This window comes from Neisseria sp. HMSC073G10, assembly GCF_001812605.1.
Classification (GTDB): Bacteria; Pseudomonadota; Gammaproteobacteria; order Burkholderiales; family Neisseriaceae; genus Neisseria; species Neisseria subflava_A.
This window is the reverse complement of record NZ_KV809486.1, coordinates 27,523-52,703: the sequence shown is the minus strand read 5'-3', so window position 1 is coordinate 52,703 and position 25,181 is coordinate 27,523. Positions and strand designations below refer to the sequence as shown.

At 49.0% G+C, this 25,181-nt stretch carries 22 protein-coding genes; 9 read left to right on the top strand and 13 right to left on the bottom strand.

Annotated features, from left to right (window positions below; all coding sequences use genetic code 11):
• Positions 1-149: 149 nt before the first annotated feature.
• On the bottom strand, positions 150-1,331 hold the full coding sequence (locus HMPREF2865_RS00255) for an acetylornithine/succinyldiaminopimelate transaminase (protein ID WP_070644820.1): 1,182 nt from the start codon (positions 1,329-1,331) through the stop codon (positions 150-152).
• Between the two features lie 112 nt (positions 1,332-1,443).
• Positions 1,444-2,388, bottom strand: a complete 945-nt coding sequence (locus tag HMPREF2865_RS00250; RefSeq protein ID WP_070644818.1) for a class I SAM-dependent methyltransferase — start codon at positions 2,386-2,388, stop codon at positions 1,444-1,446.
• A gap of 336 nt (positions 2,389-2,724) precedes the next feature.
• Here HMPREF2865_RS00250 and HMPREF2865_RS00245 point away from each other — a divergent pair, with 336 nt between their 5' ends.
• Positions 2,725-4,134 carry a DEAD/DEAH box helicase gene (locus HMPREF2865_RS00245; RefSeq protein ID WP_070644816.1) on the top strand — a complete coding sequence of 470 codons (1,410 nt, stop codon included), beginning with the start codon at positions 2,725-2,727 and terminating at the stop codon, positions 4,132-4,134.
• A 125-nt stretch (positions 4,135-4,259) separates the two neighbouring features.
• On the opposite strand, the gene leuB is transcribed toward HMPREF2865_RS00245, so the two are convergent.
• From leuB to leuC, 7 genes are all read right to left on the bottom strand, one after another.
• On the bottom strand, positions 4,260-5,330 hold the full coding sequence (gene leuB / locus HMPREF2865_RS00240) for a 3-isopropylmalate dehydrogenase (RefSeq protein WP_004520344.1): 1,071 nt from the start codon (positions 5,328-5,330) through the stop codon (positions 4,260-4,262).
• A gap of 66 nt (positions 5,331-5,396) precedes the next feature.
• Positions 5,397-6,260 carry a DUF1444 family protein gene (locus tag HMPREF2865_RS00235; RefSeq protein WP_070644814.1) on the bottom strand — a complete coding sequence of 288 codons (864 nt, stop codon included), beginning with the start codon at positions 6,258-6,260 and terminating at the stop codon, positions 5,397-5,399.
• A gap of 37 nt (positions 6,261-6,297) precedes the next feature.
• Positions 6,298-6,759: a NanQ anomerase/TabA/YiaL family protein gene (locus HMPREF2865_RS00230; protein WP_070644812.1), complete on the bottom strand. Its 462-nt coding sequence runs from the start codon at positions 6,757-6,759 to the stop codon at positions 6,298-6,300.
• Between the two features lie 64 nt (positions 6,760-6,823).
• Positions 6,824-7,465, bottom strand: coding sequence for a 3-isopropylmalate dehydratase small subunit (leuD, locus tag HMPREF2865_RS00225; RefSeq protein ID WP_003677355.1), 642 nt, complete (start codon positions 7,463-7,465; stop codon positions 6,824-6,826).
• A 45-nt stretch (positions 7,466-7,510) separates the two neighbouring features.
• Positions 7,511-7,876: a VOC family protein gene (locus tag HMPREF2865_RS00220; protein ID WP_070644810.1), complete on the bottom strand. Its 366-nt coding sequence runs from the start codon at positions 7,874-7,876 to the stop codon at positions 7,511-7,513.
• Between the two features lie 103 nt (positions 7,877-7,979).
• The gene (locus HMPREF2865_RS00215) at positions 7,980-8,201 is read right to left on the bottom strand and encodes a hypothetical protein (RefSeq protein ID WP_070644808.1); all 222 of its coding nucleotides are present in this window, start codon (positions 8,199-8,201) and stop codon (positions 7,980-7,982) included.
• A gap of 129 nt (positions 8,202-8,330) precedes the next feature.
• Entirely contained in the window at positions 8,331-9,740 is a 1,410-nt protein-coding gene (gene leuC / locus HMPREF2865_RS00210) for a 3-isopropylmalate dehydratase large subunit (RefSeq protein ID WP_070644806.1), read from the bottom strand.
• Between the two features lie 264 nt (positions 9,741-10,004).
• Here leuC and gshA point away from each other — a divergent pair, with 264 nt between their 5' ends.
• From gshA to HMPREF2865_RS00175, 7 genes are all read left to right on the top strand, one after another.
• Positions 10,005-11,363, top strand: a complete 1,359-nt coding sequence (gshA, locus tag HMPREF2865_RS00205) for a glutamate--cysteine ligase (RefSeq protein WP_070644804.1) — start codon at positions 10,005-10,007, stop codon at positions 11,361-11,363.
• A gap of 102 nt (positions 11,364-11,465) precedes the next feature.
• The gene (gene corA / locus HMPREF2865_RS00200) at positions 11,466-12,536 is read left to right on the top strand and encodes a magnesium/cobalt transporter CorA (protein WP_070644802.1); all 1,071 of its coding nucleotides are present in this window, start codon (positions 11,466-11,468) and stop codon (positions 12,534-12,536) included.
• Between the two features lie 117 nt (positions 12,537-12,653).
• Entirely contained in the window at positions 12,654-13,136 is a 483-nt protein-coding gene (locus HMPREF2865_RS00195) for an acyl-CoA thioesterase (protein WP_070644800.1), read from the top strand.
• Between the two features lie 127 nt (positions 13,137-13,263).
• A complete protein-coding gene (gene gyrA / locus HMPREF2865_RS00190; RefSeq protein ID WP_070644797.1) occupies positions 13,264-16,035 on the top strand; it encodes a DNA gyrase subunit A in 2,772 nt (923 codons plus the stop codon).
• 64 nt (positions 16,036-16,099) lie between these two features.
• Positions 16,100-17,941, top strand: coding sequence for an excinuclease ABC subunit UvrC (gene uvrC / locus HMPREF2865_RS00185; RefSeq protein ID WP_070644796.1), 1,842 nt, complete (start codon positions 16,100-16,102; stop codon positions 17,939-17,941).
• A 27-nt stretch (positions 17,942-17,968) separates the two neighbouring features.
• Positions 17,969-18,718, top strand: coding sequence for a type I 3-dehydroquinate dehydratase (gene aroD, locus HMPREF2865_RS00180; RefSeq protein ID WP_070644794.1), 750 nt, complete (start codon positions 17,969-17,971; stop codon positions 18,716-18,718).
• 134 nt (positions 18,719-18,852) lie between these two features.
• Positions 18,853-19,422 carry an acetate uptake transporter gene (locus HMPREF2865_RS00175; RefSeq protein WP_070644792.1) on the top strand — a complete coding sequence of 190 codons (570 nt, stop codon included), beginning with the start codon at positions 18,853-18,855 and terminating at the stop codon, positions 19,420-19,422.
• A gap of 77 nt (positions 19,423-19,499) precedes the next feature.
• Here the strand turns inward: HMPREF2865_RS00175 and yfaE are convergent, their stop codons facing one another.
• The 3 genes from yfaE to nrdA form a co-directional block, all read right to left on the bottom strand.
• Entirely contained in the window at positions 19,500-19,799 is a 300-nt protein-coding gene (yfaE, locus tag HMPREF2865_RS00170) for a class I ribonucleotide reductase maintenance protein YfaE (protein ID WP_003686421.1), read from the bottom strand.
• A gap of 105 nt (positions 19,800-19,904) precedes the next feature.
• The gene (gene nrdB / locus HMPREF2865_RS00165; protein WP_070644905.1) at positions 19,905-21,038 is read right to left on the bottom strand and encodes a class Ia ribonucleoside-diphosphate reductase subunit beta; all 1,134 of its coding nucleotides are present in this window, start codon (positions 21,036-21,038) and stop codon (positions 19,905-19,907) included.
• 312 nt (positions 21,039-21,350) lie between these two features.
• Positions 21,351-23,630 carry a class 1a ribonucleoside-diphosphate reductase subunit alpha gene (gene nrdA / locus HMPREF2865_RS00160; RefSeq protein WP_070644790.1) on the bottom strand — a complete coding sequence of 760 codons (2,280 nt, stop codon included), beginning with the start codon at positions 23,628-23,630 and terminating at the stop codon, positions 21,351-21,353.
• 400 nt (positions 23,631-24,030) lie between these two features.
• Between nrdA and HMPREF2865_RS00155 the strand changes: the two genes are divergently transcribed.
• A complete protein-coding gene (locus tag HMPREF2865_RS00155; RefSeq protein WP_070644903.1) occupies positions 24,031-24,363 on the top strand; it encodes a stress response protein in 333 nt (110 codons plus the stop codon).
• 51 nt (positions 24,364-24,414) lie between these two features.
• Here HMPREF2865_RS00155 and HMPREF2865_RS00150 read toward each other — a convergent pair whose 3' ends face one another.
• Positions 24,415-25,149, bottom strand: a complete 735-nt coding sequence (locus HMPREF2865_RS00150; protein WP_004464372.1) for an epoxyqueuosine reductase QueH — start codon at positions 25,147-25,149, stop codon at positions 24,415-24,417.
• Between the last annotated feature and the right edge of the window lie 32 nt (positions 25,150-25,181).

The window sequence follows — 25,181 nt, the reverse complement described above, 5'->3', positions numbered from 1 at the left end:
CAAATGACAAAGCATGTAGGCGGATGTTGTTTTCAATATTGAAAAAAGGCCGTCTGAAAAACTCAAACGGTCTTTTAGACGGTCTTCGCTATATGGCATCAATTAGGGAATAAAAGCTGTCGGCTGATTTGGATATTGGGTTTTGAAAATCAGGCCAACCATTCCGCCAAGGCCGCTTCAAAACGTTTCAAGCCTTCGGCCATGTCTTCATCGTTCAGCAGCAGGCTGGGGGCGAAGCGCACGACATTGGCGCCGGCAACCAGTACCATCAGGCCGTGTTTCAAAGCGGCGGCGGTAATTTCCGAAGCCTTGCCTGCGTATTCGTCTGCCAACACGCAGCCGAGCAGCAAGCCCATGCCGCGGACTTCTTTAAATACGCCGGTTTTTACGCCTATTTCACGCAAGGCCGTCTGAAGTTTTTGGCCTTGTTGCTGAACGTGTGTCAATGTTCCAGGCGCATTGATGATGTCAAACGCACGGCTGCCGACCGCGCATGCCATCGGATTGCCGCCGAAAGTCGAGCCGTGCGTCCCCGGCCCGAAGGTCGGGGCGATTTTATCGGTGGTCAGAATCGCACCGATGGGGAAACCGCAACCCAAGGCTTTGGCGGAGCTGATGATGTCGGGTATGATGCCGTAATGCTCGTAGGCAAACAGTTTGCCTGTATGGCCCATGCCGGTTTGCACTTCGTCCAAAATTAGCAAGGCGCCGTGTTTGTCGCACAAACGGCGTGCGGCTTGCAGGTATTCTTGAGAGGCAGGCAGAATGCCGCTTTCGCCTTGAATCGGCTCGATAATCACGGCGCAGGTTTTGTCGCCGACGGCGGTTTCCAATGCGGCAATATCATTAAATGGAACATGGGTAATATCTGACGGCAGCGGCGCGTAATCTTTGCTGTATTTGGGCTGGCCGCCGACGGATACGGTAAACAGGGTGCGACCGTGGAAGCTATTGAGGCAGGAGATGATTTCGGTTTTGTGTTCGCCAAAATGATCGCGGCCGTATTTGCGCGCCAGTTTTAAAGCGGCTTCATTGGCCTCTGCGCCGGAATTGCAGAAAAACACTTTGTCGGCGAAGGTGTTTTCGACCAATTTTTTGGCCAATTCTTGCGCCGGTTGGGTGGTGTAGATATTAGAAATGTGCCAGAGTTTTTGCGATTGTTCGGTTAAGGTTGCGACTAAATCGGGATGGCAATGCCCCAGTGCGTTCACTGCAATACCGCCTGACAGGTCAATGTATTCTCGTCCTTCGGTATCCCAAACCCGGCTGCCGAGCGCGCGTTCCGGAATCATGGGGGCGAATGAGAAATTGGGCGTCAGGTAGTTTTGCATGTTCTTTTCCTTTTGATATTGTCAACAATTTTTTCAATTATGCGCTTATTGATTGAGAGATTCAATATGGCAATCAGGCCGTCTGAAAACTGGCTTTCAGACGGCCTGATGCTTATTTATGCTTGATTTCCCAGCATTGATGGATTTTTTTGTTGCGGAAATCGTCGGGAACGGACTGCTTGGAAATGTCTTTGACGGCGTATTGCTCCGATACCGAGTCATCCAAGACGAAGCTGCGCAAGTTGTTGGAGAAGTACAAAATGCCGTCTGAAGCGAGCAGGCTCATCGCACCGGCTATGAGTTTTGGGTGGTCGCGCTGGATGTCGAGGATGTCGAGCATCTTTTTGCTGTTGGAAAAGCTGGGCGGATCCATGACGATCAGGTCGAACTTTTTGCCTTCGGCGGTGGCATTTTGCAGATATTGGAACACATCGGCGCGGACGATTTTGTGTTGTTCGGGGCTGATGCCGTTGAGTTCAAAATTGCGTTTTGCCCACTCGAGATAAGTGTTGGATAAATCGACGGTTTCGCTGGATACCGCGCCGCCGGTGGCGGCATAGACGGTGAAGCTGCCTGTGTAGGAAAACAGGTTGAGGAAGCGTTTGCCTGTTGCGGTTTCGCCGACTTTTTTGCGCGTATTGCGGTGGTCGAGAAAGAGGCCGGTGTCGAGGTATTTGTCGAGGTTGACCCAAAACTTGCGGCCGTTTTCGGTGATGACGAAATCGTCGCCGGTTTTGCCGGTTTTCTCGTATTGCTGCAAACCTTTTTGACGTTCGCGACGTTTGAGGTGGATTTGTTCGGGCGCAAAACCGGTCACAAATCCGATGGCTTCCAATACATCGGCAAGCCATGCTTCGTATTCTTCGGGCTGCATCAGCCAGCCGGTATCGTATTCCTGAAGATGGATTTGGTCGCCGTAAACATCGACGGCAAAGGGAAATTGGGGAATATCTCGGTCGTAAATGCGCCAGGCTTCGATATCGTTGCGTTTGGCCCATTTCATAAGATGTTTGATGTTTTTGCCCAAGCGGTTGGCAAAGGGGGTAATGTCGGTCATGGTTTCAGACGGCCTGAATAAGTATTGGGAAGGGGTTGGATTTTAACGCACTTGATGCCTTTTTGCTTGACTGTTATCCATAAAATCTATATTATCCGCCGTTCGCCTTTTGATACGAAGCCATCGTCATCCAACCTAAACCGCCGTTTCGGGCGCGTTTCTTTTATTGCTTGCATATTTGCAAAGCCTTTTCTGTGCAGGTTGTCGTCGATGTTAACCACAAGCAAGATGCTTGCGACAACCCTGTAACTTCACATTTCCCGTATCGTTACTTTCCTTTGCTTCAGGTCGTCTGAAATTGTTCAGGCGTGCGCGTTGTTGTCTCTTAGGATAGATATGTCTATTAAATTTGCCGATTTGAACCTTGATAAAAACATTTTGTCTGCCGTAAGCAGCGAGGGTTATGAAAGCCCGACCCCGATTCAGGCGCAAGCGATTCCGTTTGCTTTGGACGGCCGCGACATTATGGCTTCGGCACAAACCGGTTCAGGCAAAACCGCAGCCTTCCTGCTGCCGACTTTGCAAAAACTGACCAAGCGCAGCGAAAAACCGGGCAAAGGCCCGCGCGCTTTGGTATTGACCCCGACCCGCGAATTGGCGGCTCAAGTGGAAAAAAACGCGCTGGCGTATGCTAAAAATATGCGTTGGTTCCGTACTGTCAGCATTGTCGGCGGCGCATCTTTCGGCTACCAAACCCGTGCTTTGAGCAAACCGGTTGACCTGATTGTCGCCACTCCGGGCCGTCTGATGGATTTGATGCAGAGCGGTAAAGTTGATTTTGAACGTTTGGAAGTGCTGATTCTGGACGAAGCTGACCGCATGTTGGACATGGGCTTTATCGACGACATCGAAACCATCGTGGAAGCAACGCCGAGTGACCGTCAGACTTTGTTGTTCTCCGCCACTTGGGACGGCGCGGTGGGCAAACTGGCGCGCAAACTAACCAAAGACCCTGAAACCATCGAAGTTGAGCGTGTGGATGATCAAGGTAAAATCGAAGAGCAGCTGTTGTACTGCGACGATATGCGCCATAAAAACCGCCTGCTCGACCACATCTTGCGCGATGCCAATATCGATCAATGCGTGATTTTTACATCCACTAAAGCCATGACCGAAGTTATCGCGGATGAACTGTACGAAAAAGGTTTTGCCGCCAACTGCCTGCACGGCGATATGCCGCAAGGCTGGCGCAACCGCACGCTGATGGACTTGCGCAAAGGCCGTTGTAAAATTTTGGTTGCCACCGACGTTGCCGCACGCGGTATCGACGTACCGACCATTACCCACGTTATCAACTACGACTTGCCAAAACAGGCTGAAGACTACGTTCACCGCATCGGCCGTACCGGTCGCGCAGGCCGTACCGGTATCGCGATTACTTTTGCCGAAGTGAACGAATACGTCAAAGTACACAAAATCGAAAAATACATCGGCCGTAAATTGCCTGAGCTGACCATCGAAGGCATGGAGCCGACACGCAAACGCAAATCAGCCGGCGGTAAACCGAAAGGCAAAGGCGGCTGGGGCGATCGTAAATCCGGCGGTTGGCGCGGTGATAAGAAACCGGCTAAAGAAGGTTTCGGCGGTAAAGCTCGCGGCGAAGGCCATAAAAAAGATGGGTTCAAGAAAGATGGCTTTAAGAAAGATGGTTTCAAAAAAGCTGACGGTTTCAAAAAAGGCGGCGAAGGCTTTAAAGGCAAGCGTAAGTCTAACGACAGCTTTGGCGGCAAACACAAAAGAGGTTGATTTTTTCAATCTTAAGGCCGTCTGAAAAAGACATAAAGGCGTGTGAAGACACGCCCTTTTTTATGGTTAAAAGTTTTCGCAATAAAAAAGCGTGGGATTGGTCCCACGCTTTTTTAGACGGCCTCTTACAAAGCAGCCAATACAGCATCGCCCATTTCGGAGCAGGAAACCAGTTTGGTACCTTCTTCGTAAATGTCGCCTGTACGCAGGCCTTGTTGCAGCACTTTTTGAACGGCATTTTCGACTTGTTGCGCGCGTGCTTCGTCGTTCAAACTGTAACGCAGCAGCATGGCAAGAGACAAAACGGTCGCCAGCGGATTGGCTTTGTTTTGACCGGCAATGTCTGGAGCTGAGCCGTGGGACGGTTCGTACAGGCCTTTGCCGTTTTCGTCCAAAGAAGCGGAAGGCAGCATACCGATAGAACCGGTCAGCATGGAGGCTTCGTCGGAGAGGATATCGCCGAAGATGTTGCCGGTGGCAATCACGTCAAATTGTTTAGGCGCGCGTACCAACTGCATGGCTGCGTTATCAACGTACATATGGGAAAGTTCGACATCAGGGTATTCTTTGCCGATTTCTTCAAAGATTTCACGCCACAGTTCGGTGGTTTCCAATACGTTGGCTTTGCCTACGGAGCAGACTTTTTTGCTGCGTTTTTGGGCGGATTGGAAGGCAACGTGGGCAATACGGCGGATTTCGCTTTCGCTGTATTTCATGGTGTTATAGCCTTCGCGTTCGCCGTTTTCTAAAACACGGATGCCGCGCGGTTCGCCAAAGTAAATATCGCCGGTCAGTTCGCGTACGATAAGGATGTCGAGACCGGCTACGATTTCCGGTTTCAGAGTGGAAGCATTGGCCAGCTCTTTATACAAAATGGCAGGGCGCAAATTAGCAAAAAGATTCAAGTCTTTACGGATGGCCAACAAGCCGCGCTCAGGGCGCAGCGGACGGTCAAGATTGTCGTATTGAGGAGAACCGACTGCACCAAGCAGAACCGCATCGGCTTTACGGCAAAGGTTTTGCGTGAATTCTGGATAAGGATGGCCGTATTCGTCATAGGCTTCGCCGCCCAAAGGCGCGTATTCGTAGCTGACATCCAAACCTTGTTCGATAAGTTTGTCGAGTACACGGACGGTTTCTGCAACGATTTCAGGGCCGATGCCGTCGCCGCGCAAGATAGCGATATGTTTGGTCATTTCGGGTTTCCTTATGGGAAGGTTTTAGGTAAAGGGCAGGTCGCCTGTTTTTCAGACGGCCTTAAATCAATTTGCTCTGAAAACGCTGATTGTACCATTATGGTACTGGTAAAGCTGGGTAGAAATCGCGTAGGCAGATTCTTCAAATGCCTGCAGGGCAATATTCGCCATCGCCTGCAAAGCCTCTTCATCGGATGGGCTGCAAACGAGCAGGGCGTTGCGCGCCGGGACTGCAAAAACGGGGTTGGCCGGCAGCATAGAATCGTCTTTAAGTACTTCGTCCAAAAGCAAAATCAGGGAAGCATCATAGTCGTTGTCCAAATGGATTTGAGCCAATGACCAACCTTCGGCATGATGAATTTGAACACGTCCATTCATCCGTTGGCGCAGATTATCCATGGCGGTACGATACAAGGCGTCTTCATCTTCAATACCGGCCTCTTTCATATGCTCACGATTGAGCGTATGCATGGATTCTTCCGTATCCACCATATAAAGCAACATGATATCGCCCGCAATCGGTTTGTATACCAGATAATCGGCAGGTTCGGCTTCGTCCGTATTTGTAATCAGTCTGGCTTTTTCCAGATAAATCGTATTTTTAATCGTCGGAAGAATTTGTTGTGCTGAAACACTGGCATCAGTATCTTGAATCTTATAGATAACCGCTAAATTGGCAGCAACAATAGCCTCCAAGGCCTCGGGATTTTGCAGATAACTTGTGTAATGGTTGCTCAAATATGTGCTGAACGATGCTTCATCGTCTTCGAAAAAATGGACAATGATCGGCGAAGACGCAATAGTTTCGCCCCAGTCGATTTTTGCCTCAAGATCCAATTCTTCTTGAATGCGACGGGCAAAGTATTCGACAAATTCCTGCCAAGTCATTAATTTAGGTTTGGAGCGGAACAACCTGCTGAAAAAAGACATATTGTGTCCTGATAAGGGGATAAGGCCATCTGAAATATTATAGACGTTCGGTTTCAACACGGATTTTAAAAACGACTTTGCGTATGTTCGGCCTGTCGCCGACCAATGGGGCATGCGCATCATTTGGGAAGAATAGCGCAAATTCGCCAGGCTCCAAGGTCAGCCAAGTTTCCGGCTCGCAGTCGAAAAATTCGATATCGCGCTTTTCATTGTAGCCTAAACCGTTTTTCAGACGGCCTCTGTCTATCCAGCCATATGTTTCATTGCCATCAATCGGCGTTTGAATATCAATATGTTTTAAGTGCGCTTCAGGCTGAGCTTCGCCTTTAGTCCTCATCGGCTCACTGCCGATAAAAATACGGATATTGGGATTCTCGCACGGCACTTGGCCGTCCGGCAGCTTGGTAAAATCTAGGGTTTGCAACAGATGGAAGGCCTCAGCAAAGTCGGGATGCAAGGCAGCGTAGCGGGTGGCATTGCTTATGGTGTCGGTAATCATGGTATATTTGTGTAGATTAAAGGCCGTCTGAAACACTTAAATTTTTCAGACGGCCTTTTGTATATCAACCGTTAAACAGCCAAGGCTGGCTTTGGCGGCGTTTTTCTTCAAAGGCGTGAATTTCGTCGGCGTGTTGCAGGGTCAGGCCGATTTCGTCCAAGCCGTTTAAGAGGCAGTGTTTGCGGTGTTCGGTAATGTCGAATGTGAACGTTTCGCCGCTTGGTGTGGTCAGGGTTTGCTCGGCAAGGTCGATGGAGAGCTGATAGCCTTCGTTGGCTTCAACTTCTTTGAAAAGCTGGTCAACCTGTTCTTCTGTCAAAACGATAGGCAAAAGGCCGTTTTTGTAGCAGTTGTTGAAGAAGATGTCGGCAAAGCTGGGGGCGATGACGGCGCGGAAGCCGTAGTCGTCCAATGCCCAAGGGGCGTGTTCGCGTGAAGAGCCGCAACCGAAGTTTTTACGCGTCAACAGGATTTGTGCGCCTTGATAGCGTGGTTGGTTCAGGGAGAAATCCGGATTCAACGGGCGTTTGCTGTTGTCCATGCCCGGTTCGCCGTGGTCGAGGTAACGCCATTCATCAAAGGCATTGGGGCCGAAGCCGCTACGTTTGATGGATTTCAGAAATTGTTTGGGGATGATGGCGTCGGTATCGACGTTGCTGCGGTCGAGCGGGGCGACGATGGCGGTAATTTTGGTAAAGGCTTTCATGTCAGATTCTTATAATAATAATAGGAAATTTTATGGCTATTCGGGTCAGCGTGTGCTGTGCAAACCGATTCGGTTGCCTTCTGTGTCTTCGATAAAGGCTGCAAATCCGTTGGCAATGCGGAATTTCTCTTGTAACAGTTTGCCGCCTGCTACAACGGCTTTTTCTGCTGTTTCGGCACAATCCGGGCAATTAAAGAAAATGGTTGTACCGCCGTGGCCGGGCTGGGCGTTGCTGTCGTGCCAAATCATGCCGGCCGTACCGTGTTGTGTGTAATCGGCCGGAAAAATGATGAAACGGAATCCGTTACCGCCAACGTCTTGCAGAGGTTTGCCGAATACGGATTCGTAAAAGGCTTTGGCGCGATCCAGATCATGAGCGTGAATACCAAACCAGCTTGACGGATTGCTCATTGTTTCTTCCTTTGCTTGGAATCGTGAAAATGTCTGAAAAATTAATAATGTATCAGGCCGTCTGAAACGGAGTTAGGAGCTTCAGACGGCCTGATTTACCGAATTATTCGGTAGCGGCTTCGATTTTTTCTCCAACATGGCTCATGCCGCGGCCTACTGCATTGCCGCCTTTTTTAACGGCTTCGCCAGTTTTGTCGGCAACGTGTTCTGCGGTTTCTTTGGTTTTGTCCCAATTGCGGCTGGTATCGTCTTTTGCGCCGGACCAAGTGCTGGAACAAGCTGACAGAATAAGGGCTGCGGCAGCCAATGCAAACAGTTTTTTCATACTAGATTCCTTTCAAGTTATCAATGATTAAGAAGGTTTTCGGACGTTTTGCGCAATATAATAAGAAAACTTGTTTGAGCAAGGTATTGTTTCAGTCGGCCTGATGAATAAAGGCCGTCTGAAAATATTTTAAGCCATAGTGCGGATATCGGTAAAGTGGCCGGTCACCGCGGCTGCGGCTGCCATGGCAGGGCTGACGAGGTGGGTGCGTCCGCCGTTGCCTTGACGGCCTTCAAAGTTCCGGTTGGAAGTAGAGGCGCAACGTTGTCCCGAGGTCAGGCGGTCGGCATTCATGGCGAGGCACATAGAGCAACCCGGCTCGCGCCATTCAAAACCGGCTTCTATAAACACTTCGTGCAAGCCTTCTTTTTCGGCCTGTTCTTTAACCAAACCGGATCCGGGAACAATCAATACGCGTTGTACATTGTCCGCTTTTTTACGGCCTTTGGCGATGGCGGCGGCTTCGCGCAAGTCTTCGATACGGCTGTTGGTGCAAGAACCGATAAAGACGATATCGACAGGGATTTCGTTTAATGGTGTACCGGCTTCCAAGCCCATGTATTCAAGGGCGCGTTCCATGCCGCTGCGTTTGACCGGATCGGTTTCTTCGGCAGGATTAGGCACTTTGCTGCTGATGTCTAAAACCATTTCAGGCGAGGTGCCCCAAGTTACTTGAGGTTCGATGTCTTCGGCTTTGAAGTGGTATTCTTTATCGAATACGGCGCCTTCGTCAGACACCAGCGTGCGCCAGTACTCGACGGCTTTATCCCACGCTTCGCCTTTAGGTGCGAAAGGTTTGCCTTTTACATAGTCGATGGTGGTTTGGTCGACGGCAACCATGCCTGAGCGCGCACCGGCTTCAATCGCCATATTGCACAAGGTCATGCGGCCTTCCATGGAAAGGCTGCGGATGGCTTCGCCGCCAAATTCAATGGCGTAGCCTGTACCGCCTGCCGTACCGATTTGGCCGATGATATAAAGCGCCACGTCTTTGGCGGTAACGCCGGGTTTCAGACGGCCTTCAACGGAAATCAGCATGGATTTGGATTTTTTAGCGGTAATACATTGGGTCGCCATGGTGTGCTCGACTTCGGAAGTGCCGATACCGTGCGCCAATGCGCCGAATGCGCCGTGAGTAGAAGTGTGCGAGTCGCCGCAGACAACGGTCATGCCGGGCAGGGTAGCACCTTGCTCCGGGCCCATAACGTGCACAATGCCTTGACCTTTATCCATGAACGGGAAGTAGGCGAGTGCGCCAAACTCTTTAATGTTTTTGTCCAAAGTGTCGACTTGCAGTTTGGAAATCGGATCTTGGATACCTTTGTCCCAGTCGCCTGTCGGGGTGTTGTGGTCGGCTGTGGAGACTACGCTGTCAATACGCCAGAGTTTGCGGCCGGCCATTTTCAAGCCTTCAAATGCTTGCGGGCTGGTTACTTCGTGAACCAGGTGTCGGTCGATGTAAAGCAGGACAGTGCCGTCTTCTTCTTCGCGGACGACGTGGCTGTTCCAAAGTTTATCGTAAAGGGTTTGTGCGCTCATGATGAGTATTCTTTGCTATTGGTAGGTATGAATGATGGTTTGCGTTTATGGGCGGATTTTAGGCTTTTTATAGGGGCTGCGCAATAGGAATTTGTCCAATTTTTAAAATTTGTTGCAAAGTTTCAAAAACACTTGTCAAAAATTAGACAAATTGTAGAATTGTTGACAAAAAGATGCATCTTATCTGAAAGAATACTTGTCGAAATGCACTAAAAAGTTCTATCATTCTCACTCAACATCCACACTTACCAAGAGGTATAAAGAATGAAATTACCGGTAATGGCTCCTGAGCATCTGACTCAATTACGGGAATTTGAGAAAAAAGTCCTTGCCAATCATGCCAAAATCGAAGCATGGTTCCGTTCGCATTGGAACGAACACCGTCCACCATTTTATGGTTCGGTTGACATCCGTAATGCCGGTTACAAAATTTCATCTATCGATATGAACCTGTTTCCGGGCGGCTTCAATAATTTGAATCCCAACTTTATCCCGCTGGCGGCGGTTGCCGCGCAAGATGCGGTACAGCGTGCCTGTGAAACGGCAAAATCCGTATTGATTATTCCTGAAAACCACACACGCAACACATTCTATCTGCAAAACGTTTACGCACTCAGCGAGATTTTGCGTTCGGCAGGATACGAAGTGCGCTTGGGCAGTTTGAATCCTGAAGTGACTGAGCCAACCGAGTTTGAAACCGCGTTGGGCGACAAAATTTTGCTTGAGCCTTTATTGCGTACCCGTGAGCGTGTACATCTCGCAGACGGTTTCTCGCCTTGCGTTGTTTTGTTGAACAATGACTTGTCTGCGGGTGTTCCTGAAATCCTTAAAGACATCAGTCAAACCGTATTGCCTCCATTGCACGGCGGCTGGACGACTCGCCGTAAAACCGAACATTTCGGCGCGTACAACCAAGTTGCAGCCGACTTTGCCAAGTTGATTGACATCGACGAATGGCAAATCAATCCTTATTTTGAAAAAATCAGTGGTTTGGACTTCCAAGAGCGTGAAGGTGAGGATGCGTTAGCGGAAGCAGTAGAACGTGTGCTGGCGAAAATTCAAGCCAAATACGACGAGTTGGGCATTACCGACCAGCCTTTCGTTATTGTGAAAGCCGACGCAGGTACTTATGGCATGGGCGTAATGAGCGTTAAATCTGCAGATGAAGTACGCGGATTGAACCGTAAAAACCGCAATAAAATGGCGAAAGTCAAAGAAGGTTTGGAAGTCAGCGAAGTCATTGTCCAAGAAGGTATTTATACCTACGAAACCATGGATGGCGCCGTGTGCGAACCCGTTGTGTATATGATGGACCGTTTCGTAATCGGCGGTTTCTTCCGTGTACACGAAGGCCGTGGCGTGGACGAAAACCTCAACGCCGGCGGTATGGTATTTGTCCCGCTGTCCAACAGCATCCCCACCGGCAGCGGCGACAATTCCCAAGAAGCCCCCGAAGCCTGCAAGCGCGTATTTGAACAATGGGACTCGCTCGGCATGCCACGCTCTGAAAAAGACTGTGATGTGGACAACGAACACAACCGCCTCTACGTTTACGGCGTAATGGCGCGCCTGTCCTTGCTTGCCGCTGCATTGGAGTTGGAGAAAACCGCGCCCCAAGCCTAATAAAGCGTTGATCGATATTGTCAGGCCGTCTGAAAATTAGTTTTCAGACGGCCTTTTCTGTCTGTACAATTCATTCTAACTAAAAAAACATGATTTATTTTTATGAGCAAACCAGCCAATCCAGTTGAAATAACCGACAATCTGCAAGACCAAACCATGAAGCGCAGCAATACCGACAATGCGCCGCGTTCTGCTATCCATCAAACCTTGTATTCCGCCGATACCTTTGCTCAGCATGATTATCTTGCCGGAAAAAACTTGCCCGATATTGTCCGTCCGCAAGAAGGCCAAATCAACTGGCTACATTTTGTCGGTATCAATGATGTTGCCTTGCTCAAGCACGCGCTTGAGCCTTATGGCATTCATGAGCTGGTTATTGAAGATATTCTCAGTCGTAAGCAGCGTCCGAAAATTGAAGATTACGGCAACTATGTTTTTACTGCCGCACAGGTTTACCACTATACCTCTACGGGCAAACTCCATTCTGACCAAGTGTATGTGATTATCGGCAAAGATTTTGTGTTGTCTTTCCAACAAAAACCGCTGGGCTTATTCAGCCATCTTCGCCGGCAGATGCACGAGAATCCGCACAATATTTTGAACAAAAATACAGCGTTTCTTGCTTATTGCCTGCTCGACCGTATTGTGGACGACTATTTCATTGTTTTGGAGTCGTACAACAACCGTGTCGAAGTAATAGACAAGTCGCTGTTTAAAAATGAAAACAGCGATATTCTCAGTAAGATTCACCGACTCAAACGCGATGCCGTCCGTCTGCGGCGCACACTTTTGCCATTGCGCGATGTGTTCTACCAACTGGCCGTACGCGGCGATTTTGCCATTTTCAAAGGCGAATCGACCGTCTATCTGCGCGATGTGTACGACCACAATATGCAGCTTATCGAATCGCTTGATGCCTCGCGTGATATGGTGTTGAGCATGATGGACATTTATCTTTCCTTCCAATCCAACCGCATGAACCAGCAAATGCGCGTGTTGACGGTTATCACCATCATCTTTATGCCGCTGACCGTCATCACCGGTATCTACGGCATGAACTTCGACAATATGCCCGAGCTGCATTGGCATTACGGCTATTTCATGGTTTTGGGTGTGATGCTGTGCATCATCATCGGACTGCTGATTTTCTTTTCGCGTAGAAAATGGTTATGATCAGGTGTGGTAGATTGAATTTTTCCACTCAAAAACGGTAGAATCAAAATTCCTACAAAACATGCCGTCTGAAATACTAGGCGGCCTTAAAAACAAACCACTTCAAGAGGCCAAACTATGGAACAAGCACGCCAACTTCCTTCTCACGAACTCATTATGTCCGAGCTGATGATGCCGGATACGGCAAATTTCAGCGGCAACGTCCACGGTGGCGAATTATTGCGCTTGCTCGACCAAGTCGCTTATTCCTGTGCCAGCCGATACAGCGGCAACTACTGCGTTACCTTGTCTGTCGATAAAGTTTTGTTTAAAGAGCCTATCCATGTCGGCGAACTGGTAACCTTTTACGCCAGCATTAACTACACCGGCCGCACTTCTATGGAAGTCGGCATCCGTGTAGAAGCGCAAAACATCCGCACCGGTGAAGTGCGCCATACCAACAGCTGCTACTTCACCATGGTTGCCGTAGAAGACGGCAAGCCAGTTGCCGTGCCACCTTTGGAAATCAATACATCGCGCCAACGTTGCCGTTATGAAAAGGCTAAAAAGCGCAAAGCATTGAGCTTGCAGGCTTCCGATGAAGATTCTGGCTGCAACTAAATTAAATTTATTAAATAATGAAGGCCGTCTGAAATCCTGTTTCAGACGGCCTTCACGCAAAAGCCATAAACCGCTTGTTTTGTGGTAGAATCAACAAGATTTTTGCCATACGAAATTACAGATAATCATGACCGACGCAACCATCCGCAACGACCATAAATTTGCACTTGAAACCCTGCCTGTCAGCCTTGAAGACGAAATGCGCAAGAGCTACCTCGATTACGCCATGAGCGTGATTGTGGGACGAGCCCTGCCGGATGTCCGCGACGGTCTCAAGCCGGTACACCGTCGCGTGTTGTACGCGATGCACGAGTTGAAAAATAACTGGAATTCCGCCTATAAAAAATCGGCGCGTATCGTCGGCGACGTTATCGGTAAATATCACCCCCACGGTGATATAGCCGTTTACGACACCATCGTCCGCATGGCGCAAGACTTCTCCATGCGTTATGTACTGATTGACGGTCAGGGCAACTTCGGTTCTGTCGACGGATTGGCCGCAGCAGCCATGCGTTATACCGAAATCCGCATGGAAAAAATTTCCCATGAAATGCTGGCGGATATCGAAGAAGAAACCGTCAATTTCGGTCCCAACTATGACGGCAGCGAACATGAGCCGCTGGTATTGCCGACCCGTTTCCCGGCGTTGTTAGTCAATGGTTCGTCCGGTATTGCCGTCGGTATGGCAACCAATATCCCGCCGCACAATTTGGGCGATACCATCAATGCTTGCCTGCGTTTGTTGGATGAGCCTGAAACTGAAATCGACGAGCTGATCAACATTATCCAAGCACCCGATTTCCCAACCGGCGCAACTATTTATGGCTTGAGCGGCGTGCGCGAAGGCTATAAAACCGGCCGCGGCCGTGTAGTGATGCGCGGTAAAACCCATATTGAGCCTATCGGTAAAAACGGCGAGCGCGAAGCCATCGTTATCGATGAAATCCCATATCAAGTAAACAAAGCCAAGCTGGTTGAGAAAATCGGCGAGTTGGTACGCGAAAAAACGTTGGAAGGCGTATCCGACCTGCGCGACGAGTCCGACAAATCCGGTATGCGTGTCGTGATCGAATTGAAACGCAATGAAAATGCCGAAGTCGTTTTGAACCAACTCTACAAACTGACCCAGCTGCAAGACAGCTTCGGTATCAACATGGTGGCCTTGGTTGACGGCCAGCCGCGTTTGCTGAACCTGAAACAAATCCTGTCCGAGTTCCTGCGCCACCGTCGCGAAGTCGTTACCCGTCGTACTTTATTCCGCCTGAAAAAAGCGCGTCATGAAGGCCATATTGCTGAAGGTAAAGCGGTGGCCTTGTCTAATATCGACGAAATTATCCGCCTGATTAAGGAATCTGCCAATGCGCCGGAAGCCAAAGAAAAACTGCTGTCCCGCCCATGGCGCAGCAGCTTGGTTGAAGACATGCTCAACCGTACGGATTTAGACCTGCACATGATGCGCCCTGAAGGCTTGCCAGAGAATTTGGGTCTGCACAGCCAAGGCTATTATCTGAGCGAATTGCAAGCCGATGCCATTTTGCGCATGAGCTTGCGTAACCTGACCGGTCTCGATCAGGAAGAAATTGTCGGCGAATATAAAAACCTGATGAGCAAAATCATTGATTTCGTGGATATTCTTTCCAAACCTGAGCGCGTTACCCAAATCATCCGCGAAGAATTGGCAGACATCAAAGCCAACTTTGGCGATGAGCGTCGCAGCGAAATCAATCCGTTTGGCGGCGATATCGCCGATGAAGACCTGATTCCGCAACGTGAAATGGTCGTTACCCTGACTCATGGCGGCTACATCAAAACCCAGCCGACTACCGATTATCAGGCGCAGCGTCGCGGCGGCCGCGGCAAACAGGCAGCGGCAACCAAAGACGAAGACTTTATCGAAACCCTGTTTGTTGCCAATACGCATGATTATTTGATGTGCTTTACCAATTTGGGCAAGTGCCATTGGATTAAAGTGTACAAACTGCCGGAAGGCGGCCGCAACAGCCGTGGTCGTCCGATTAACAACGTTATCCAATTGGAAGAGGGCGAAAAAGTCAGCGCGATTTTGGCCGTCCGCGAGTTCCCGGAAGACCAATACGTTTTCTTCGCCACTGCACAAGGCATGGTGAAAAAAGTCCAGTTGTCTGCGTTTAAAAACGTCCGCAGCCAAGGCATTAAAGCCATCGCGCTTAAAGAAGGCGATTACTTGGTCGGCGCAGCGCAAACCGGCGGTGCGGATGACATTATGTTGTTCTCCAACTTGGGCAAAGCCATCCGCTTTAACGAATATTGGGAAAAATCCGGTAACGATGAAGCAGAAGATGCCGATATCGAAACCGAAAACGAAGATTCAGACGGCCTGGATGATGAAAATGCCGAAAACGCATTGCCAAGCGGCAAACACGGTGTCCGTCCGTCCGGTCGCGGCAGTGGCGGTTTGCGCGGTATGCGCCTGCCGGCCGATGGCAAGATTGTCAGCCTGATTACCTTTGCCCCTGAAGCCGAACAAAGCGATTTGCAAGTATTGACCGCTACCGCCAACGGCTATGGCAAACGTACCCCGATTGCCGATTACAGCCGTAAAAACAAAGGCGGCCAAGGCAATATCGCTATCAATACCGGCGAGCGCAACGGCGATTTGGTTGCCGCAACTTTGGTCAGTGAAACCGACGACCTGATGCTGATTACCAGCGGCGGCGTCCTGATTCGTACCAAAGTTGAGCAAATCCGCGAGACCGGCCGAGCAGCCGCAGGTGTCCGCCTGATTAATCTGGATGAAGGTGAAACCTTGGTCAGCTTGGAACGCGTGGCCGAAGAGGCTGAAGATGAAGCCCCTTTAGAAACCGATGCAGCTGAAAACCAAGTGGTAGAAACTGAAGATACTCCGTCTCAAGAATCTTAAACGTCAATGAAAAAGGCCGTCTGAAAAGTTTTCAGACGGCCTGCTTATTCCAAAAGAAAATCCCGTGAGCGCAACCGAACCGTTCGATTTACCTCTTTTTCTGAAAAATCTGCCCAATCTGCCGGGCGTGTACCGTTTTTTTGACGAAGACAATAATGTTTTGTATGTCGGCAAAGCGGTCAATCTCAAGCGGCGCGTTTCCAGCTATTTTCAAAAAAACGACCATTCGCCGCGCATCGCATTGATGGTAAAACAGGTTCACCACATCGAAACCACCATCACGCGTTCCGAAGCCGAAGCGCTGATTCTCGAAAACAACTTCATCAAAGCCTTGTCGCCGAAATACAATATCCTTTTCCGCGATGATAAAAGCTATCCTTATTTGATGCTCAGCGGCCATCAATATCCGCAAATGGCGTATTACCGCGGCACGCTGAAAAAGCCCAATCAATATTTCGGTCCGTATCCCAACAGCAACGCCGTACGCGACAGCATTCAAGTGTTGCAAAAAGTATTTATGCTGCGTACCTGCGAAGACAGCGTATTCGAGCACCGCGACCGTCCTTGTCTGCTTTACCAAATCAAACGCTGCACCGCTCCTTGTGTCGGCCACATCAGCGAAGAAGATTACCGCGACAGCGTGCGTGAAGCCGCGACTTTCCTCAATGGCAAAACCGACGAACTGACGCGCACCTTGCAACACAAAATGCAAACCGCCGCCGCCAATCTGCAATTTGAGGAAGCAGCCCGTTACCGCGATCAAATTCAAGCGCTCGGCATCATGCAGAGTAATCAGTTTATCGACAGTAAAAATCCGAACAATCCAAACGATATCGATTTGCTCGCGCTGGCGGTTTCAGACGGCCTGGTTTGCGTACACTGGGTTAGCATCCGCGGCGGACGGCATGTCGGCGATAAAAGCTTTTTCCCTGACACCAAAAACGACCCCGAACCAAACGGGCAAGACTACGCCGAAGCCTTCGTCGCCCAACACTATCTGGGCAAAAGCAAACCCGACATCATCATCAGCAACTTTCCCGTTCCCGATGCGCTGAAAGAGGCTTTGGAAGGCGAACACGGCAAGCAGATGCAATTTGTCACCAAGACCATAGGCGAACGCAAGGTCTGGCTGAAAATGGCGGAACAAAACGCACAAATGGCGATTGCACAACGTCGCCTGCAACAAAGCAGCCAGCAACACCGTATTGACGAACTGGCAAAAATCCTCGGCATGGATTCAGACGGCCTCAACCGCCTTGAATGTTTCGATATCAGCCACACGCAAGGCGAGGCCACTATTGCGTCCTGCGTTGTGTACGATGAGCAAAACATCCAGCCTTCGCAATATCGCCGCTACAACATCACGACCGCCAAGCCCGGCGACGACTATGCCGCCATGCGCGAAGTGTTGACGCGCCGTTACGGCAAAATGCAGGAAGCCGAAGCCAACGGAGAGGCCGTCAAATGGCCGGATGTCGTGTTGATTGACGGCGGCAAAGGGCAAATCGGCGTAGCCGTATCGGTATGGGAAGAACTCGGGCTGCACATACCTTTGGTCGGTATCGCCAAAGGCCCTGAGCGCAAAGCCGGTATGGAAGAACTCATACTGCCTTTTACCGGCGAAGTCTTCCGCCTGCCGCCCAATAGCCCGGCCTTGCATTTATTGCAAACCGTACGCGATGAATCGCACCGCTTTGCGATTACAGGCCACCGCAAAAAACGCGACAAAGCACGCGTTACTTCCTCACTCAGCGAAATCCCCGGTATCGGCAGCAAACGCCGCCAAGCATTGCTTACCCGATTCGGCGGTCTGCGCGGCGTGATTGCGGCCAGCCGCGAGGACTTGGAAAAAGTGGAAGGCATCAGCAAAGCCTTGGCGGAAACCATTTATGAGCATCTGCACTGATTGGCTTGAACAGCAAAAAGGAACAATATGAAACCTGTCATCATCAAAAATATCGAGATCGGCAAAGGTATGCCTAAAATTGCCGTGCCGCTGGTGGCCGCCAATACGCAGGAATTGGAGCAGGCTTTGCGCGTATTGAAAGAGACGGCTTTTGACATTATTGAATTTCGTGCGGATTTTTTTCAAGAAGCGCTTGATGCCGATTTTATTGCCGAACAATTAAGCATCGCTCGACAGGCTTTTCCTGACAAGCCCTTGCTATTTACGTTTAGAAGAGCGCAAGAGGGCGGCAATACGCCTTGTTCGGACGACTATTATTTTAAATTATTGGAAAAAATCATCCGTTCCAAACAAGCCGATATTATCGACATCGAGCTTTTTGCCGAGGAAAGCGGCGTAAAACAAACCATTGCTTTGGCACATGAGTATCAAACTGTCGCCTTACTTTGTAATCACGATTTCCAATCCACGCCGTCTTTGGCAGACATTACAGGCCGTCTGAAAACAATGGCCGAGTGGGGCGCGGATATCTGCAAAATTGCCGTTATGCCGCAATCGTCGCAAGATGTATTGACCTTATTACAGGCTACATATGATGTTTCACAAATTATCGACCGCCCGATTATTACTATGTCCATGAATAAAATCGGTGCGATCAGTCGTCTGGCCGGCTCGACTTTTGGCTCGGCCGTTACCTTTGGTGCAGCACAAAAAACGTCGGCCCCCGGCCAAATTGATGCCAACGAATTAAGGAAAATCTTGGCAATTTTGGGATAGTTTAATTATTAATATTCAAGGCCGTTTGAAAAATATTTTTCAGACTGCCTGATTTTTTTAAATTTATTTCTTTTAATTTTAAATAAAATAGGTAACAATGGGTTTCCTATTTTAATAACCAGAGGAGAAATAAAATGACTACTACTAAAGAAAACCTAGCGAACCCAGGTCCAGTAGGCCTGTGTGGCTTTGCATTGACAACTTGGTTGCTCAGTCTGATTAACGGCGGCTTTTTTACTGCTCAAGAGGGTGTCGGCTTAGTTTTGGGCATGGCTCTCGCCTTTGGTGGTATCGCCCAAGTTATTGCCGGTATGTTTGAGTTCAAGAAAGGCAATACGTTTGGCTTTACCGCTTTTATCAGCTATGGCGCCTTCTGGTGGACATGGGCTTTGTTTACCATCTTTTTTAAAGGTGAAACAGCCCCGGCATTTATCGGCTGGTATCTTTGCGCATGGGGTATGTTTTCGCTGATGATGTTTGTGGCTACCTTGACCAAGCCTAAAGTATTGAGCGGTATTTTCTTTTGCTTGACACTGACTTTCTTTGCACTGGGTATTGGCGATGGCATGGAAAATCATAGCATTGTCCATATCGGCGGTTGCTTAGGCTTGGTAACTGCACTTGGTGCGTTCTACTTGGCCGCTGCGGAAGTCATCAACGAATCTTTCGGCCGTACGGTTTTGCCGATTGGCGAACGTAAATAAGGTTGCTTAAACAAAATGCCGTCTGAACGGTGGACATGAAATCAAGGATTTCAGCCACAATGTTCAGACGGCATTTTTTATTTGTCTTCAAATAAATCGACATCAAATAAATCCGGCTCTTTAATTCGCTCCCGACAATCAAGCTTGATGTCTTCGGTAACCCGACAGCAGCACGGCAAAATTTCTCCGGGCGCGACAAAAGCGAGCGGAAAATTATCATAAGAGACTTTTCCATCCAAGATTTTAACCCGGCATGAACCGCAATAACCGCTACGACATTGGTATTCAACCTCGTGTCCAGTGCGCTCCAAGCCCTCCAATAAGGTTTCGCCTTGTTGGAGTTGGAAGGTTTTGTCGTGTGTGCTGATGAGTGCCATATGATTTGTTTGGATTGGAAAGGCCGTCTGAAACGGTGTAAAGACGAAATCAAAGATTTCTGCCACACCGTTCAGACGGCCTTGATCATAAAACCGAATGTTCGATTACAGCTCGAAATCGCCCAAATCGTCCGCGCTGACTTCCGAATCAATCTGACCGATTAAGTAAGAAGAAATTTCCACTTCCTGCGGCGCAACCTGTACATTGTCAGAAGACAGCCATGCGTTGATCCAAGGAATTGGATTTTGGGTCGCACCTTCAAATCCGGCAGGAAGGCCAACCGCCTGCATACGTAGATTGGTAATGTATTCAACGTATTGAGCCAGAATTTCCTTGTTCAGGCCAATCATTGAGCCGTCTTTAAACAGATAGGCCGCCCATTCTTTTTCCTGCTCGGCTGCTTTTTTGAAGAGGTTGAAACACTTGTCCTGCAATTCATTCGCAATTTCAGCCATTTCAGGATCATCGGCACCGGCACGCATCAGGTTGAGCATATGCTGGGTGCTGGTCAGGTGCAGGGCTTCGTCACGGGCAATCAGTTTGATGATTTTGGCGTTGCCTTCCATCAATTCGCGCTCGGCAAAGGCGAAAGAGCAGGCGAATGAAACGTAGAAGCGGATGGCTTCCAATACGTTGACGCACATCAGGCAGAGATAGAGCTTTTTCTTCAATTCACGCAAAGACACGGTCACGAGCTTGCCGCCGACATTGTGCGAACCTTCGCCCAACAGATTGTAATACTGAGTGTATTCAATCAAATCATCGTAATAGCAGGCAATGTCTTCAGCACGGGCGATAATGTATTTGTTTTGCACAATATCATCGAACACGACTGAAGGATCATTCACGATATTACGGATGATATGAGTGTAGCTGCGTGAGTGGATGGTTTCGCTGAAGCTCCACGTTTCAATCCAAGTTTCCAGCTCGGGAATAGACACCAAAGGCAAGAACGCAACATTCGGGCTGCGGCCTTGGATCGAATCGAGCAGGGTTTGGTATTTCAGATTGCTGATGAAAATATGTTTTTCGTGTTCGGGCAGATTGGCGTAGTCGATACGGTCGCGCGATACGTCGATTTCTTCCGGACGCCAGAAGAAAGACAATTGTTTTTCGATCAGTTTTTCAAATACTTCGTATTTCTGCTGGTCATAACGCGCGACATTTACCGGTTGACCAAAAAACATCGGCTCTTTCAGCGCGTCGTTTTTGGTTTTGGAAAAGGTGCTGTATGACATGGTTAGGTGTTCGCAGGACATAATGTCTCTCTTTTTAAAAATTAGTCGACTTTTCTATTAATTGTTAATTCACCATATGAAACATGTTGAATTTTATCAATAAAGTGCCATCCTAAAATAGCGAAGACTAAAAGAACACTAATAAATACATAAAATTTATATTCAGCTAAGAATGACCAAATGGCATCCATATTTTTCCTTTTCTGGAAAATAACAACTTAGCTTCATATAGTAGTAGGTTTTAATTTAAGAAAATCCTTAAAGCCTTCTACTATCTAGAAGCCTTGGATATATTTCAAAAATCAGCCTGTTTTAAATCTTACAAGCCCCGCCCGAACAGCCGTCATCTTGAATATCGGTCTGCGTATCGTCTGCGCCATCGCGGGTGTTGTGGTAGTACAGGGTTTTGACGCCGTATTTATAGGCGGTCAGCAGGTCTTTGAGCATTTGTTTCATGGAAACTTTGCTGCCTTCAAATTTGTTCGGGTCGTAGGCGGTATTGGCAGAAATCGATTGATCGACGAATTTTTGCATTACGCCGACGAGTTTCAGGTAGCCTTCGTTGCCAGGAAGCTGCCACAGGGTTTCGTAGGCATCTTTCAGGGTTTCAAATTCCGGTACGACTTGTTTCAAAATACCGTCTTTTGATGCTTTAATGCTGACCAGGCCGCGTGGAGGCTCGATGCCGTTGGTGGCGTTGGCAATTTGCGAGCTGGTTTCAGACGGCATGAGTGCGGTCAGGGTGGAGTTGCGCAGACCGTATTTGACGATGTCGGCGCGCAAGCTTTCCCAGTCGTAGTGCAAAGGCTCGTTGCACACGGCGTCCAAGTCTTTTTTGTAGGTGTCGATAGGCAGTTTGCCTTGCGAATAAACGGTTTGGTTGAACAGCGGGCATGCGCCGTATTCTTTGGCAAGGTTTACCGATGCTTTGAGCAGGTAATACTGCATGGCTTCAAAGGTGCGGTGGGTCAGGCCGAGGGCTGAGTCGTCGCTGTAACGTACGCCGTTTTTTGCCAGATAGTAGGCGTAGTTGATTACGCCGATGCCGAGTGTGCGGCGGTTCATGGTTGCGGTGCGTGCGGCTGCAACCGGATAGTCTTGATAATCCAGCAGGGCATCAAGTGCGCGTACGGTCAAATCGGCAAGCTCTTCCAGTTCGTCCAAGTTGTTCAATGCGCCCAAGTTGAAGGCGGACAAGGTACACAAGGCAATTTCGCCGTTCGGATCGTTGATGTTGTCCAAAGGTTTGGTCGGCAGGGCGATCTCCATGCACAAGTTGGACTGATGAACAGGCGCAACGCGTGGATCAAACGGGCTGTGCGTGTTGCAGTGGTCAACATTTTGGATGTAGATACGACCGGTACCGGCGCGCTCCTGCATCAGGGTGGAGAACAATTCTGTTGCCGGTAAAGTGCGTTTGCGGATGTTTGGATCTTGCTCGTATTGAGTGTAGAGACGCTCGAATTCGTCTTGGTCGGCGAAGAAGGCATCATATAAACCCGGAACTTCATTCGGCGAGAACAGGGTAATGTTGCCGCCTTTAATCAAGCGGGTGTACAGCAGGCGGTTGATTTGCACACCGTAGTCCAGTTGGCGGATACGGTTGTCTTCTACGCCACGGTTGTTTTTCAATACCAACAGGCTTTCGGCTTCAATGTGCCACAATGGGTAGAACAAGGTTGCCGCTCCGCCGCGTACGCCGCCTTGTGAGCAGGATTTAACGGCCGCTTGGAACATTTTGAAGAATGGGATACAGCCGGTGTGTTGCGCTTCGCCGCCGCGGATTTCACTGCCCAAGCCACGGATACGGCCGGCATTGATGCCGATGCCTGCGCGTTGGGAAACGTATTTCACAATCGCGCTGGTGGTGGCGTTGATGGAGTCGAGGCTGTCGTCGCATTCAATCAACACGCAGCTTGAGAATTGACGGGTAGGCGTACGCACGCCGCTCATGATAGGCGTAGGCAGCGATACTTTAAATGTGGAAACGGCGTCGTAAAAGCGTTTGACGTAATCCAAACGGGTCTCTTTCGGATATTTGCTGAAGAGACACATGGCCACCAAAATATATAAGAACTGAGGTGTTTCATAAATTTGGCGGGTAACGCGGTTTTGAACCAGATATTTGCCTTCCAGCTGTTTTACGGCAGCATAAGAGAAGGTCATGTCGCGGCTGTGGTCGATATAGGCATTCAGCTCGTCGAATTCTTCGCGGCTGTAATCTGCGATGATGTGGCGGTCATATTTGCCTGCTTCGGTCAGTTTTTTAACGTGATCGTAGAGGTGAGGCGGCTCGAATTCGCCATAAGCGATTTTACGCAGATGGAAAATGGCGAGGCGGGCAGCCAGATATTGATAATCGGGCGTATCTTGTGAGATCAGGTCGGCCGCGGCCTTGATGATGGTCTCATGGATGTCGTCGGTACGGATACCGTTGTAAAACTGAATATGAGATTTGAGCTCGACTTGCGATACGGAGACGTTTTGTAAGCCTTCTGCCGCCCAAGTAACAACACGGTGGATTTTGTCTAAATCGATATTTTCCAAGCGTCCGTCGCGTTTGGTTACTTTAATATTCGTTGCTGCATTCATTGTTCAGTCTTCCCATTAAAAAACACAAGATACGGTATGTGATTGCTTTGAACGGCACAATATAATGTATTTTTCTTTGTTTAACTAGACTTGACAATGCGCTTTTTTCGGGGGCTGATTAAGGAGAGGGAGGGCTCAGACTAGGATTCATGTGGCTTTGTGGCGATTTGGCATTATTTTGCATTTACATCACATTTGGTTAGACATTGGCTAGAGGCTTATGAAATAAAGAAATTTATATTCAGCTTCTGTCTTCATGGACGGTATGTTAAATTTTGCAAAGCAAGAAGGATAGTACCGTAATTGCTTACACTCATTTATCAACACATTGGGCAGTTTGCCGAGGTATCAGGCGAGGCATATAATGGAAGAACTATCCAACCTGAATTGGGAGCGAATCATGTTGACACTGAAAACTTTAGGTTCTGCAATGGCAGTGGTTGCCGTATTGAGTTTGGGTACTTATTCTGCCGAAGTGGTGGCCAAACCGCATGGCCATCATGTGAGCAAACACCAGCCAGCGAAGAAAAACAAATTGCATCCTGCTTGTAAGAGATACCTTGAGCGCCGTGCCGCTTGGTATCGCTACAAAGGTAACAAGGCTGAATTGAGGGAAAACCGAAAAGCGGCAAAAGCGTTCCGCGGTTTGCCTTATACTGAGCAAAAAATTCAATGCCAAGCTGCTTATCAGGCATTTGATGATTTTGATCACGGCAAATTCCGCCGCCGTTAATCGTCTGATTTAAACGAAGGCCGTCTGAATGTTTCAGACGGCCTTTGATATTTATTTCTCAACAATGATTTTGTTTTCGGCTTGAGGCTCGTATTGGGTGGATTCATCACCGTAATACAACACGCCCAGCTTGATGGGGATGCGGCCTTGCGATTTGCGGTGGGCATTGGAGTCGCGCAGGGAGTAGGCGCAACCGCAATATTCTTGTTGGTAGAAATGCTCACGCTTGCTGATTTCAATCATGCGTGCGCTGCCGCCGCCTTTGCGCCAGTTGAAATCCCAATAAACCAAGTCATCGTACGGCTCGGCAGCGCGATGGCCGCAGCCGTTGATTTGTTTCATGTCTTTCCAGCGTGAAATGCCCAGTGAGCTGGTGAAGACATGGAAGCCGTTTTCATGGGCGTATTGCGCCGCTTTTTCAAAACGCATGTCGAAACACATGGTGCAACGGATACCACGTTCGGGTTCAAATTCCATGCCTTTGGCTTTGGCGAACCATTCTTTACGGTCATTTTCATAGTCGTCGTCTTTATCGACAAAGGGGATGCCGAATTTGTCCGCAAAGCGCATATTTTCTTCTTTGCGCAACATATATTCTTTGTGCGGATGGATATTGGGGTTGTAAAAATAAATGGTGTAGTCGATGCCGCTGGCAAGCATGGCTTCCATCACTTCGCCGGAACATGGGGCACAGCAGGAATGCAGCAGGACTTTTTTATGGCCGCCGGGCGGAACGAGAATAGGGCGGTCAATATCGGTAACGATGGGAGTGTTTAATTCGGTCATGGTTGGATTCTATTTATTGTTAAGTGTTTCAG